Source organism: Pseudomonadota bacterium (genome assembly GCA_027620075.1).
In the GTDB taxonomy this organism is placed as follows: domain Bacteria; phylum Pseudomonadota; class Alphaproteobacteria; order Rickettsiales; family UBA6187; genus 1-14-0-20-39-49.
Genome location: JAQCEY010000001.1, coordinates 360,854 through 376,048 on the forward strand (window position 1 = coordinate 360,854; position 15,195 = coordinate 376,048).

Consider the following 15,195-nt stretch of genomic DNA (forward strand, 5'->3'; position numbering starts at 1 on the left):
AATAAAAAATGCTTTCAGTCAAACAAGTTTTTAAATGTTTTTATAATGCAGCATACGATACGGTTAGACATGACGGCATTGAACATGCCGGCTATCTGGCATTTTTGGCATTATTGGCGCTATTTCCTTTTCTGGTTTTTTTTGTTGCTATTGCCGGATATATCGGTCAGTCGGATGTCGGTATAAAAATGATAGATCTAATACTGCAAAATGATTTGATTCCCGAAGAAATAATACCCGCACTAAAACCACGGATACAGGAAATTGCGTCCGGCCCTCCGCAGGGGCTACTGACAATCGCGATAGTAGGCTCAATATGGACGGCATCATCAATGGTGGACGGATTGCGTACAATACTTAACCGTGCTTATAGGGTAAGCACACCTCCTGCATATATATGGCGTAGATTAATGAGCATCGGAGAATTCATAATACTAACGGCAGCACTTATGATAGTTACTCTGCTTTTAATAATAGCTCCTAATATATGGTCTAACCTTCAAGAATCATTCCAGTTGAAGGAAATTACCGAGTTCCTTCATCTAAAAGGCTTCTCGGCAAGTCCTGCATGGGGGTATATCAGATATATCATAACTACTCTAACATTATTTTTAGTGGTAATAGCAGCTTATATAATACTACCCAATACCAAGCAGGGAGTTTTGTCTGTTTCATATGGAGCCGCTATCGTTATAATTTTCTGGTTTATAGCGGGAGCACTTTTCTCCAAGTATTTGAGTAATTTTGATCAGGTAAACATTATATATGGCAGCTTGGGAGGAATAATAGCGTTCTTATTATTCTTCTATATAACGGCTATGATATTTATATTCGGAGCTGAATTTAATTATCGTCTGCAAAAGGCAAGAGGTCATAAGATAGAAGAAAAAGAACATGCGTAAACTATTTAGCCCTGTCCGTTTTTTCTCCGTTTGTCGAATCTCTGTTTAATACATCAAGAGCCGCAGGCTGTCTTGGGCTGACACCTTCTGTTGATGAACTACGCAACCCCACCAATATTTGAGCGGCACTCCTAGCCTTTATAATGTCGGAAACAATTCTTGAACCGACGTTAGCCTCCGAATCTGCCGTTGACGCTGTTCCGGTTCCCTTGCCGTTGCTTGAAGAATTACTCCCTAAACGGCTTCGTCCTGATACGGACTGAATATTATCACCCAAAAAGGTAACATCACTAATTTCTTCTGCTCCTCTTTTTCTACCACGCCCCTCTTCTTGTGTTTCAACTATTTCTTCCGATTTTCCCTCTGCAATCTGCCTTGCTCCTCTCTGTGTAAGAAATAGCTTTAGTTCTTCAAGGTCTTTTTGGGTTTGCTCCGAAAGACTTTCCGATTTCTTACCGTAAACTATCTTGTCTATCTCCATTCTCAATCTTTGACCGCGTGACGGCTTCATAAACCCTGTGTTGTCAGCACCGATTAATTCATCTAAATGCTCATAATCTCCCTTAATATGTCCTTCTAGCCTCTTTTTTATTCTTAATGCGTTATCCGAACCGGCAATATTTTCACCCACATCAGAATTTAACTCTCTATCATTAACCGTTTTTAAAATAATACTTTCCAGCTTGGAGAACAAAACATCCGTATGTTTTTTATGTATTTCATCGGCTATTTCCGTACTGCCGGTTTCTCTAAAAACTTCTTCCGCTGTTTTTCCGTCTTGATTCTTTTTTGTGAAGATTTTTTCGTGATGTGACCCTACATGCTTCAAAAGCAATCCTATCATTTCCATTTTCAAATAATCTTTTTGTTGATTATCGGCTGAAACTTTAGAATCAGGCTCTTCTGCCGTTTCAAGTTCTTGTGATATTTTTACTATATGAAGTGCCGTATTACCCTCGTTATCACATTTATTTAAAGCCGCTCTTTTAGTTTTTTGATTACTAACCAACTCTTCTTTAGTTTTAGCTTTATCAAAAAAACTCAAAAATTCCTCAACAGCCTCCGATGAAGCACCTTCTACCCCTAAAGACAAAGGAGTATCATCATGACTTACTTCTTTTTGTATAGGATTTACTCCCGATTCCATAAGAAATTTTACAGATTCGGGAGAATTACTTTTCATAGCATAATGAAGAAAGTTTTCATTATTACTATCTACACAATTAATAAGATTTTTTTTCTCACTATCCGTTAACACAGCCAACGTGATGCCCAGCTCTTCTTGCATATTGTACATAACCAAAGCAGTGGCAATTACAGGTCTACCGAATGCATCAAACTCAGCCGTTAATAATTGTTTTTGGTAGTTTTCATCCAATTGCAAAAATTCGTTCAATTTAGCAAAGATTTGTTTAGCCATTTTGGTTTTATCTTCCGAGTTATAATCGCTGTCATTATAAAGCTCTTCTAAATTATTCAGAAACTCATCTTCATTAAAAAATCCTTGCACCGGCAATTTACTCTCTTCATTTTCCGACTCATAATTCATACGCACCACACAATAGTTAGTTTATTAACAATTACAAGTCGTTTCATATATCAACTTTAAAGTAAATTGGCTAGTAAAAACAATTTTATATTTACGTGCGTTTGAGAATGATTTACAAGCTGTTATTTGTTATAATGAATGTGTTTTGCACATGTTTATTATTTTCTTGGATTCCGTATCAAGTACAAAATGACGTAATTATAAGTATAGTATTTCTAAATTTTATTGATAACCACTCTTGAATTTGTCATCCCCGACTTGTTCGGAGATCTTTTTGCCTTACAATAAGATCCCCTTATAATTTTCTACGAAAATTCAGGGGATGACAATTATCAATAAATTTTGGAAATACTATATTTTAAAGCGGTCTTTCGCTATATACGGCTACTTTATTACGACCGGTGTTTTTGACATGATATAAAGCCTTATCCGCTCTTTCAACCACCTGTTCAACCTTATCATCGGGCGTTGACACGGCAAGACCTACACTGATGGTTTTTTTAATCTCTCCCGGCTCAACCGGTATTGAAAACGGGTAAGCCTCTATGACTTTTCTTATTCTTTCGCCCACAATAGAAGAGTTCTTCAAGTTCGTGCTTGGCATTACCACAACAAACTCTTCACCTCCGTATCTTGCCACCAAGTCCGAAGGTCTTACGCTTTTCATAATTCTGTCTGATAACTGCTTTAGAATCTCATCACCGCTTTGGTGACCGTATGTGTCGTTAACATGCTTAAAATGATCCATATCCAGTATCATTAATGATAACGGTTTTCCGTTTTCCTTAGACGATTCAAGCATTCTTTCAACATGCGTATCAAAATATCTTCTGTTATAAAGACCCGTTAAGCCGTCACGCACAGCCATTTCAAGGCTTTGCTGCTGGTTTGCCTGCAATGCATCTTGATATTTTTTACGCCTTACCTGAATCTTCACCCTTGCTATAACCTCATTAGAATCAATGGGGGTAACAAGATAGTCATTTACACCAAGGTCAAGTGCTTTCACCAACAATTCGGGTTTATCGTCTTCAATAATGATAAGTAAAGGTGTATTTCGTGTTTTATCCTGACTTCTAAGGTGTGTACATAAATTTATGCCGTCATCGCTGGAAAGCTGTGCACTAACCATAATAAGGTCAAAACTTTGTTCTTCAGACCTTCTTACCGCATCCGGCGGATTACCTATTACAATGGCATTAACATTAATTTCAGACAATTTTGTACTTATCTGCTGAGCCTGAGCCGCATCATCATCAATTATTAAAACATTAGAGCCGGCTAAGTTATTCTCAATATCTCTTCTTGGATCTTCAGCACCAAGCTTTTCGCCCGTCTGGTCACGCAGCTTTAGCTCATCGGTCATGCTTTTGAGCCTTACCAACGAACGTATCCTTGCAAATAAAGCCAGATCGTTAATAGGTTTTGTCAAAAAGTCGTCCGCACCCGAATTAAGCCCCTGCACACGATCTTCAACGTCACTTAAAGCTGTTACCATCACAACCGGTACATCGGAAGTTATAGGGTTTTTTTTCAGAATTCTACATGCCTCAAAACCGTCCATTTCAGGCATCATCACATCAAGCAATATAACATCCGGAGGGTTTGCGATAGCTTTATCAATTGCCTCCTGACCGCTTTCGGCAGTATCTACATTATAGTAGCCGCCCTTTAACTTAGCTTCAAGAAGCCTTCGATTGGGTAACAAATCGTCAACAACTAAAATTTTTGCCGCCATTAATCTTCCTGAAAATTAATTTGTTTCCACTATACTATTAGCATACTTGCTAATAGTATCAAGGAACGGGTTAATTGATATAGGCTTTGCTATATACGCCTCACAACCCGAATCCATAATTTTTTTCTTATCATCTTTCATCGCAAAAGCAGTAACAACAATTATCGGAATATGTTTAATTTCATCATCGGACTTGATTTCTTTTATAATATCAAAACCTGAAATTCCATGTAACTGTATATCCATTAATATGGTGTCCGGCTTATGCTTTTTTATAAGGGAAAAAGCCTCAAATCCATCTTGAGTGTACGATGTATCGAAACCGTTAGCATTAAGAATATCTTTGAAAAGCTTTAAATTAAGCTCGTTATCTTCAACGATAAATATATTTTTCTTCTTATTTTCTTTAGCCATTAACTTTCCCCTATAGAAGACTAATCTATATATTACTAAAATTTAGTAAACAATTGGTTAATTTTTATTTATTAAGCCTGTTTTCAATAAGTCCGTCAATAATTTCCGGATTAGTTAAGGTTTTAGTGTCCCCTAAATTAGAATAATCATTTTCAGCGATTTTCCGAAGTATCCGTCTCATTATCTTACCTGAACGAGTTTTAGGCAAACCTGTTACAAATTGCAACAGATCGGGCTTTGCTATAGCCCCAATCTCTTTCCTTACCGTTTTTTCAAGTTCTTTTGCCAGTTCTTCACTTGCATTTACACCTTTATTAAGTATCACAAAAGCATATACACCCTGCCCTTTTATATCATGCGGATAACCGACAACAGCAGCCTCGGCAACGTCTTTATGAGCAACTAACGCACTTTCTATCTCCGCAGTTCCAAGCCTGTGTCCCGATACGTTCAAAACATCGTCAACACGCCCTGTTATCCGATAATATCCGTCCTTGTCACGCCTGACCCCGTCACCGGAGAAATACTTACCGGGAAATTGCGAGAAATATGTTTCCTTAAAACGCTTATGGTCGCCATAAACCGTCCTCATCTGCCCCGGCCATGAATCTAGGATACACAAGTTTCCTTCTGCCTCTCCTTCGAGAACATTACCTTCATTATCCACTATAGCAGGCTTAACACCGAAGAAAGGACGTGTTGCCGAACCGGGTTTTAAGTCGGTAGCACCGGGTAACGGGGTTATCATTATTCCTCCTGTTTCAGTTTGCCACCAAGTATCTACTACCGGACATCTTTTGTCACCCACCACCCTGTAATACCAGTTCCACGCCTCAGGATTAATAGGCTCGCCGACCGTACCTAAAATACGCAATGATTCCCTTGAGGTTTTCTTAACGTAATCATCACCTTCACGCATAATAGCCCTTATGGCAGTCGGAGCGGTATAAAAGATATTTACTTTATGTTTATCCACCACCTGCCAACATCTATCCCAGCTCGGATAATTAGGCACGCCTTCAAACATCAACGTGGTAGCACCGTTTGCAAGAGGACCATACACAATATAGCTATGTCCCGTTATCCAACCGACATCTGCCGTACACCAATAGATATCTCCGTCTTTATAATCAAAAACATATTTATGGGTTATGGACGCATATAGCAGATATCCTGCCGATGTATGCAAAACCCCTTTAGGCTTACCCGTTGAACCTGAGGTATAAAGGATAAATAACGGGTCTTCGGCTTTCATGACTTCAGGATTGCAATGCTCATCAACCTCTTTGACCAAATCATCGTACCGGAAATCCCTTTCAAAGTTCCACGCAATATCGGCATTAGTCCTTTTAAACACAAGTGCTTTATGAGGAACCGAACAGCTATCCAAGGCTTCATCTACATTAGCCTTTAGAGGAATTGTTTTCCCGCCCCTTATTCCTTCATCGGCCGTTATGATAAGTTTTGAACGGCAATCTTCCATACGCCCCCTGATAGCCTCGGCAGAAAACCCTCCGAATATAACGGAATGGACGGCTCCTATCCTCGCACATGCAAGCATTGCATAAGCAGCTTCAGGTATCATTGGCATATATATCATTACCCTATCGCCCTTAACAACACCCATATTCTTTATAACATTGGCAAGCTTACAAACTTCCCTGTAAAGCTCCATATAGGTAATGTTTTTTGAATCCTCAGGGTTATCACCCTCCCAGATTATGGCTGTCTGATTAGCACGTTTTGCCAAATGCCTGTCGACGCAATTAACACAAACATTAAGCTCGCCGTCTTCAAACCATTTTATATCTATATCCCCGTCATATGAGGTGTTCTTTACCTTTGTGAATTTATCTATCCAGTCTAACGACTCTGCCTGCTGCGCCCAAAATTGTTCAGGATTTTCAATAGAATTAGCATACATTTTTAGATATGTATCATTATCTGCGTATGCAGATTTTTTTATTTCTTCCTTAACCGTAATAACAACATCATCATGATGTATTATCTCATCATTTTTCAAACTACCGTCAGCCATAAAAATTTCCCCTATCACCCTGCGGTTAATAATATAGCAAGATAGAATAACCGAAGGTCGGCAAGTGTCAATTGCTTACTTAAAGCAAATCCCTACTCTACAGTTAAAGGACGGCTTAAAAGGCTCATGACAACCTTGTCAATATCAGCATTGTTAAAAATAATATCGTTTACGGCATAGCAAATAGGCATATCTACGCCCAAAGACCTCGCAAGCTCCGATACGGACTTGGCGGTTGCAACACCTTCTGCCAATTTTGCTTTCCCGTCTGTCAGCTCTTTAACGGAAACTCCTTTACCCAACTCATAACCGAACGACATATTCCTTGATGTACGGCTTCCGCAGGTAAGCATTATATCGCCTATACCGCTTAACCCCATTAAAGTCTCTGCCTTGCCGCCCTTAGCAACACAAAGACGGGTTATCTCCGCCATTCCTCTTGTCACTATGGCAGCACGTGCGTTTTCCCCTAAACCTTTACCTGTAGCTATGCCGCACGCAATTGCCAGAACGTTCTTAACCGCTCCTCCTATCTGCGCACCGATAATGTCATTGGTATAGTAAGTCCTGAAAACATGGCAGCCCAAAGCTTCTACTAGTCTCATACCCGACTCTTGTTCCTCGCATGCTAGAGTAGTACATGTCGGCAAACCGTTTGCCACTTCATTAGCAAAATTAGGACCGGATAAAATCGCTATAGGGTTTTCCGGTAGCACCTCCTTTACCACTTCCGACATTAACTTTTCCGTACCTATCTCTATGCCTTTACAACATATAACTAAAGGCACATTTTTCCCTATCCCTGCATTTTTTAAAGCTTCACAATTTTCTCTTATTGTCTGGGCAGGTATAACTATTAACAACACATCACACTTAATAACGTCATTAATGTTATTTGTAGAAGATACCCCTTCAGGAATAATCATATCGGGAAGGTAGTTATTACAACGCTCGTTGTTTATTGAACTTGTAACAGCCTCGGAACGTGACCATATCAGAACTTCTTTTTTTGTACGCAGCATAGAAACTGCCAGAGCCGTACCCCAACTTCCGGCTCCCAGAACACCTATTTTTGTTATGTTGATTTCAGTCATATTTTAATGAATTTTATTTTATGCAGATGTTATCTGGTAGTCGCTTTATCGGTTATATATATTTCAATATCCCTTGTATCGATTTGCTTATCCTTATAAAGCTCCAAAATATTGCCTTTCATCTCGATAGGCAATACAACAACCTTTTTCCGATCGGGCTGGAAATATATATTTGTCCTTGCCTTGGTATCAAAGCTAAAAAGACTTATATTAGCATCTATTTCGCCCTTTGCATTATCACTGCTATACTTAAAATCTTTCACTCCCAATATTCCGTTTTTAAACAGCAGATCCCCTTCCATCCAATCGAATGTTGTTTCACCTGACACTAATGCTTTTTCAATAACTTTCTGCATATCTATGAACGAGAATAATCTCTTAGCTCCGTTAATTATAGCGTCCAAATCAAATCCTTTGAACTTAACTTGTTGTAAACTAAGTTTGGCATCTGTTCCGTCCCTAACGCTCAACTCCTTAATCCATTCGGCAAAACTATAACCTTTCGAGGAAAATGAAGCCCTAAAAAATAATTGTCCGGTAGTTTCAATATCCTCTTTAAAAACCTTTAACAAAGGATTAAGCTCGACTCCTTCCAAGAAAACGTTCACTGCAACCGTAGGAGCTTTAATACTCACCCCCATTTGACCTTGAATTGTTCCTCTCCCTTGGTAAATATCAAACTGGAACTTATCAAATGTCAAGACTTCCGGTCGCATTTTATTGATACTTTTTGCCTCAATATTGACATTTGACATCTCCAGATTCTTATGCTTGAGATTATTTATAGCTATTTTATATTCACCATAAAGATTGGCAAGCCCCAAGAAGTTAATAGGTTTATTTGACCATGTATATTTTTTCTCACTATTGTAAATTTCTTTCGGGATAAATAACTTTGTATCCAGATCTTTTGCCAGAAAATTAAATTTTATTTCCGGGGTATCTCTTGATTCTATATCGGCATACATATTTAACTTAAGCTTTGCCACCTCCGAATCAATAAAGAACCGCTGTAAATTAAAATTATTTCTGGTTATTATGCCGGCAGTTGAAAAGTTGGTTATATAGTGGTCGTTAAAAACAATATCTTTAGCGTCAATAGTAATATTTAATCTGTTTTGTAATTTAGCAAGCCACGTTCTTTCCAAAAGAACCTCATCAGCACCATCTACGAACCCGCCTATTTCTTCAAATATCTTTTTATCAATATTATATTTGTCCAGATCCATCCTATCAATATTAATTGACGCACTTATTATAGGTATGGTTTTTAAAGGTCTTAAAGAGATCCCGCCACTGAACAAAGATTGATCGAAAGAAAATGACAAATCCGTAACGTCAATATGCTGCGGAGTAACCCTAAGCTTAGCCGTAAATAAAAATTCTTTCATAAGGTCTTCAGGAACAAAACTGTAATAATCATCTATCCAGTTCATAAAATCTCTAAAGTTGCTTCCTCCGAATTCTAACTCACCTTCAAACAACGGCCTTGTGCCGTTATGTTTTATCTTCCCCCTCAATACGGCTCTGGAATTACCGGGCAGATCTGCAGAAAGACTGTTAACCTCCGCATGACCGTTAACTATATCCATAACAGCTCTTACGTTACTTATTTTCTGGTTATATATTATATCATCGACGGTAACATCCATTGATAAAGTAAGACTTTGCGGGATATCAAACTTAAAATCGGCAAGACTGGCGGTATTCACCGAGTATGCATAATAGTCTATTGACAAATCATCTTGAGCCTGTTCTGATTTTTTCTGTTTAAACAGGTTATCTATATCGATTTTATCTATATCTGCCAGAACTCTCCAGTTGACGCTCTTTGATTTATCCTCTATATTAAAATCCACACCCATATTCATGGTTCCCTTGATACTATCCGAATCTATCAAAACATCTTGTATTTCAAAGGTATCTTTTGAAAAAACAAACCGACCCGATACTTTTAATTCCTCTTTTGAGGTTATTTTTGTAAAATGTGATTTATTTTGAAAAAACACCCCCATAATGTGACCGATGTTATTTGATGAAAGGTTAATACCGCCTTCCATCCTCGGAACATCACCGTCTTTGAACACCCCGTCTAAGTTAACTTGTGCGGCATCTGTTTTTATAAGAAGACCTACTTTGGCTCCTTCCGTAAAAGAATCCACCCCCCCTTCAAACGTAACCGTATTGTTGCTACTTAAAAAACCTCCTTTTAGACTAAAAGGCCCTTTAAACGAGTCCGCCGTAATTTCTACGTTAAAATAATCTATAGATTTCTTATTTAAATCTTTACTATACGAGAATGTGGCATTTGTAATAGAAACCCTGTCCGGAAACTTTTCGGAATCGGATACCGTACGATTCTTAAAGCCGTCTATCAAAAATGACCAGTTATTTTTATTTATTGTTGCACCTGTTTCATTATTTTGTTCAACACCCAAGTTTTCAAATTCAAACACAGGTCGTATGAATTGAATATCACGCACCTTAAAATTTCCGGCAAGAATATCGGTAAAATATATCTTACTGACTATAGACTCTATTTGTATTATATAATTATTTGATGCCTCTTTGGCATTTTCAATATATAACTGTTTGGCAGTAACAGTTGGAACGGGAAAAAAAGTTACTTCGAAAGAACCTTTTATTTTAGGTCTTACCCCCAGTGACTTTTCTATATATACTAATAATTTTTCCTGATATTTATCATTATCTATAAACAACGGAGCTGCTACAAGCAGCGATGTGATAATCATTGCAACAAGAAATATGTACATCATTAGACGTTGCACGGTAACTCCAAATCTTTAAACTTACAAAAAATTTACCTAATTAACTATAGTAATATATAAAGATGATTAATACAATATGAACAATCACAAATTTTATTGAGAAAATTAACGTGCAGAACTTGAAAATTATGAATAAACAAGATACGTCCGATACATTATCTAAAGACCTGAACGAAGAGCAATTTGAGGCTGTTACACAAATAGACGGTCCTTTACTGGTGCTGGCAGGTGCAGGTACGGGAAAGACAAAAGTCCTGACATACCGTATCGCAAATATTTTAATGAACGGAACCTTCCCTAGCCGGATTCTTGCCGTTACTTTTACAAATAAAGCCGCAAAAGAGATGTCTAACAGGATTTTATCATTAGTAGGAGAGCGGTCGGAAGGGTTATGGCTCGGGACATTTCATTCAATCGGTGCAAAGATTCTACGCCGCCATGCGGAGGCAGTAGGGCTAAAATCAAACTTCACTATCATAGATACAAGCGACCAGTTACGCTTGATTAAACAAATTTTCGCCGACCATAAAATAGATGAAAAACGCTGGGACCCAAAACAGCAGATGCATATAATAAATAGCTGGAAAGACCGTGGACTGACACCGGATAAAGTAACGGCAAATGACATAATAGATTTTGCAGGCGGAAAATCCCTAGAAATTTACAAAGATTATCAATCCCGCCTTAGAGGATTGAACGCTGCCGATTTTGGTGACTTACTCCTGCATAACGTTACTATTTTCAATGAAAATCCTGATATTTTAGCCGATTACCAAAGACAGTTTAAGTATATACTGGTGGACGAATATCAGGATACGAATATAGGGCAATATTTATGGCTAAGACTTCTGGCACAGAAGAATAAAAACATATGCTGTGTAGGCGATGACGACCAGTCCATATATGGCTGGCGTGGTGCTGAAGTCGGTAATATATTACGCTTTGAAAGGGATTTTGCAGGTGCAAAAGTTGTAAGGCTGGAGAGGAATTACCGCTCTACATCGCATATATTGTCTGCCGCATCTCACCTTATCTCCAAAAATTCCGACAGGCTCGGCAAAACTTTATGGACGCAGGATAATGAGGGCGAGCCTATAAAACTGCTTCTGACATGGGACGATAAGGAAGAGGCAAAGCAGGTGGCTGAGGAAATAGAGGCATTGCAGCAGATAAAACGCCACGGTTTAAATCAAATGGCTATTTTGGTAAGGGCAGGTTTTCAGACGAGGGCATTTGAAGAATGCTTCATGAACAGAGGCATACCCTATAAGGTAATAGGCGGTTTGCGTTTCTACGAACGCATGGAAATAAAGGATTTGATATCTTATATAAGAGTTACAGCCCAGCCTGATGACAGCCTTGCACTAGAGCGAGTTATAAACATTCCCAAAAGGGGGATAGGCTCTAGTACCTTGCAATCCATATATGAAACCTCTCGTCTTTATGGAATTTCAATGTTTGAATCTATCAAACTTATGTTGTCTGAGGATAGCTTTAAACCGAAAATTTCCAAAACACTATCTGACTTGACAAATGACTTTGTCAGATGGGGAAATTTAGCAAAAGAAATGACCGTTGCCGAGTTTGCGGAAGTTATAGCTAAAGAGTCCGGCTATATATCAATGTGGAAACAGGACGCAAGCCTTGAAGCACAGGGGCGGCTTGATAATATAAAAGAGCTTTTACGTGCTTTAGAAGAATTTGAATCTATTGAAGAATTTCTTGAACATGTAAGCCTTGTATCGGATATAGATAATCTGAACCATGATAATATGGTAAGCATAATGACCCTTCATGCGGCTAAAGGACTGGAATTTGACACGGTATTCTTACCCGGTTGGGAGGAAGGAACCTTCCCGCATCAACGTGCTATTGACGATAAAGCAAAAAGCGGCTTAGAAGAAGAACGTAGACTAGCTTACGTAGGAATTACAAGAGCCAGAAAGAACCTATATATATTATCGGCTGCAAATAGAAGAATTTACGGACAATATCAAAGCAGCATACCTTCACGTTTTATTGAAGAGCTGCCACAGGAAAATATTGAGAAGATAAACCTTAATAACGGCTTTAACTTCCCTGCCCCTTCGTCTAATTTTGAAGACGGAGCGTCTTACTCTCCGAAACCTTCACCTTACGCACCTGCAAAAAAAACAAGCACAGGCACAGCCAAAACCAGTCCCGAAGGCTTTAGCGTCGGGAAAAAAGTATCTCACCCTAAATTCGGTAACGGCATAGTTTTAAACGTCAATGGCGACCAGCTTGAAATAGCCTTCGAAGGCATGGGAATCAAGAAGGTTATTGATAGGTATGTTACTGCTAATTAAAATCAATGCCTATAGAGCAAAAACATTTTTTTATGCTCAGGAGAGATTACTAATGCCCCATATTCTCCGTAACCGTAATAACTACCGGAGGACATTATAATTTTATCAATTAGTTTTATATAATCCGAACTAATCTCATCAATAAAATTGATATCCTCTAGACTCTTATTTTTTTCCTTAAAATAATATGGTACGGATTTAAAATCACCGTAAAAACTACAAACCGATACATCTACACAATTTGTATCACTAACCCTTTTTTTATATTTTGCCCAAGCTTCCTCAGGCGACATACCTTTTATTTCTTTTCTATAGTGCCTATACCTAGTCTTATTCCACATATCATCAGCTTCAGTCACAGGAGATGCACGCCAGTCTTTAAACAGCCCTCTAACATTATCCCAATAAGCAAAACGCAATTTTCTTTCTTCTTTGGAGGTCATTTTTTCATTTTTTCGGTTATTTTCATAATTATCGTGTAGTTTTTTATAATCTTTAGTAGAAGACATGTTCTCAAGATATAACAAACCTTCTTTTTGAATCTTATCAACAACTTCATCAGACAATTTATAAACTATAAAAGCATCATTAATCCCACCGGGACCGAAAAAATGCGTTCCATCAACTTCATATATTACTTTTGTCGGTTTTAACTCCTGTGGAATATGTTTTATCCAACCCGAGCTAAATATATTAAAAAAACCTGAACAAAAAAATAGTGCAACAGATAAAATTACAACTCTTTTATATGTATTGTTTTTCATAATAAAGCTCCCTTAGTCAATTTATTGTACACCGTTTAATTAAATCGGTCAATTGTTAAATTGATGACAAACAAAGAGCGTTGTGTATATTAATAAAAAACCAATAATGAACCAAGCTATGACCATAAAACTACACAACACCCTCACCAAGAAGAAAACCGATTTCAAACCGATAGACAAGAAAAACGTACGCATGTATGTATGCGGTCCTACGGTTTATGACAGAGCGCATATAGGTAACGCAAGGGCTGTAGTGGTTTTTGACGCTTTATACAGGGTTCTTATGAACGAATACGGAAAAGAGCATGTTACTTACGCCCGTAATATAACTGATGTTGACGACAAGATAAATGCCGCATCTAAAGAGCGTGGCATTGATATTTCGGAACTTACCGTCCGGACAACGAAAATGTTCCATGATGACATGGCAGCACTTAATTGTATTGCACCGAACATTGAACCTAGAGCTACCGAACATATACCTCAAATGATAGAGATGTGTAATATTCTTATAAATAACGGCAATGCATATGAAGCTGACGGACATATATTGTTCAGCGTACAAAGCGACCCGCATTACGGTCACTTATCACGACGTAGCCGTGAGGAAATGGTAGCCGGTGCAAGGGTGGAGATAGCGCCATATAAAAAAGACCCTGCTGATTTTGTGTTATGGAAACCGTCTAAAACAGATGAACCGGGCTGGGATAGCCCATGGGGACGAGGTCGCCCCGGCTGGCATATTGAATGCTCGGTAATGAGTACAAAATATTTAGGCGAAACATTTGATATTCACGGTGGAGGTGCAGACCTACAATTCCCCCATCACGAAAATGAGATAGCCCAAAGCTGCTGTGCGTATCCGGGTAGTGAATTTGCGAAATATTGGGTTCATAACGGCTTTTTAAGCGTTGAAGGCGAAAAGATGAGTAAGAGCCTAGGCAATTTTATAACTGTAAATGATTTATTAGAAAAAGGCGTAGATGGTATAGCAATTCGTTACGCCCTGCTAGCTACACATTATAGAAAGCCGCTGGATTGGAATAAGAAAGCTTTATATGACGCATATACATCATTGAATAGATTTTTCAGTGTCCTAAAAAAACATAACGGAGAAGACTTAAAAGTCCCTAATGAATTTATTGAAGCACTAAAAGAAGATTTAAATACACCTAAAGCATTAGCAATAATGCATAAATATTCAAACGAAGGGGAAGCGTCAAAACTTAAAGCATGTGCTAAATTTATTGATATACTACCTGATGAAAAGTACGCTAATAAATTAAATAATTCATCTCACAAAACTCTTGAATATATCGGCTTTATTGGAGGTACTGAAATTGATTACACGTCTCCATATGGAAGTAATCATATTCATGATGAAAAGCAGGCACTATATGAAATTTCCGACTCTGAAATAAACGACTTGATAGAGAAAAGGAAAGTAGCTAGAGAGCAAAAGGACTGGGCAGAATCCGATCGTATTCGTGATGAACTTTCTAGCAAAGGCATTGTACTGAAAGACAATCCAGATGGCACTACAGAGTGGAACAAAAAAACAATTATATAAAGTATAAAGT

Annotated in this window: 10 protein-coding genes; 3 read left to right on the plus strand and 7 right to left on the minus strand. The window is 38.2% G+C overall.

Annotated elements, in window-relative coordinates:
• Positions 1–8 precede the first annotated feature (8 nt).
• Positions 9–902 carry a YihY/virulence factor BrkB family protein gene (locus O2942_01905; protein MDA0781000.1) on the plus strand — a complete coding sequence of 298 codons (894 nt, stop codon included), beginning with the start codon at positions 9–11 and terminating at the stop codon, positions 900–902.
• 1 nt (position 903) lies between these two features.
• Here O2942_01905 and O2942_01910 read toward each other — a convergent pair whose 3' ends face one another.
• The 6 genes from O2942_01910 to O2942_01935 form a co-directional block, all read right to left on the minus strand.
• Positions 904–2,451, minus strand: coding sequence for a hypothetical protein (locus O2942_01910; protein ID MDA0781001.1), 1,548 nt, complete (start codon positions 2,449–2,451; stop codon positions 904–906).
• Positions 2,452–2,809: 358 nt separating this feature from the next.
• On the minus strand, positions 2,810–4,189 hold the full coding sequence (locus tag O2942_01915; GenBank protein ID MDA0781002.1) for a PleD family two-component system response regulator: 1,380 nt from the start codon (positions 4,187–4,189) through the stop codon (positions 2,810–2,812).
• Between the two features lie 15 nt (positions 4,190–4,204).
• The gene (locus tag O2942_01920; GenBank protein ID MDA0781003.1) at positions 4,205–4,603 is read right to left on the minus strand and encodes a response regulator; all 399 of its coding nucleotides are present in this window, start codon (positions 4,601–4,603) and stop codon (positions 4,205–4,207) included.
• A gap of 64 nt (positions 4,604–4,667) precedes the next feature.
• Positions 4,668–6,641 carry an acetate--CoA ligase gene (gene acs, locus O2942_01925; GenBank protein ID MDA0781004.1) on the minus strand — a complete coding sequence of 658 codons (1,974 nt, stop codon included), beginning with the start codon at positions 6,639–6,641 and terminating at the stop codon, positions 4,668–4,670.
• A gap of 92 nt (positions 6,642–6,733) precedes the next feature.
• The gene (locus O2942_01930) at positions 6,734–7,735 is read right to left on the minus strand and encodes an NAD(P)H-dependent glycerol-3-phosphate dehydrogenase (GenBank protein ID MDA0781005.1); all 1,002 of its coding nucleotides are present in this window, start codon (positions 7,733–7,735) and stop codon (positions 6,734–6,736) included.
• 29 nt (positions 7,736–7,764) lie between these two features.
• Positions 7,765–10,512, minus strand: coding sequence for an AsmA family protein (locus O2942_01935; protein ID MDA0781006.1), 2,748 nt, complete (start codon positions 10,510–10,512; stop codon positions 7,765–7,767).
• A 140-nt stretch (positions 10,513–10,652) separates the two neighbouring features.
• Between O2942_01935 and O2942_01940 the strand changes: the two genes are divergently transcribed.
• Positions 10,653–12,851: a UvrD-helicase domain-containing protein gene (locus tag O2942_01940; protein ID MDA0781007.1), complete on the plus strand. Its 2,199-nt coding sequence runs from the start codon at positions 10,653–10,655 to the stop codon at positions 12,849–12,851.
• 2 nt (positions 12,852–12,853) lie between these two features.
• On the opposite strand, the gene O2942_01945 is transcribed toward O2942_01940, so the two are convergent.
• Positions 12,854–13,615 (minus strand): hypothetical protein, encoded by a 762-nt coding sequence (locus tag O2942_01945; protein MDA0781008.1) that lies wholly within the window; start codon positions 13,613–13,615, stop codon positions 12,854–12,856.
• Between the two features lie 118 nt (positions 13,616–13,733).
• Here O2942_01945 and cysS point away from each other — a divergent pair, with 118 nt between their 5' ends.
• On the plus strand, positions 13,734–15,185 hold the full coding sequence (cysS, locus tag O2942_01950; protein MDA0781009.1) for a cysteine--tRNA ligase: 1,452 nt from the start codon (positions 13,734–13,736) through the stop codon (positions 15,183–15,185).
• Positions 15,186–15,195 lie beyond the last annotated feature (10 nt).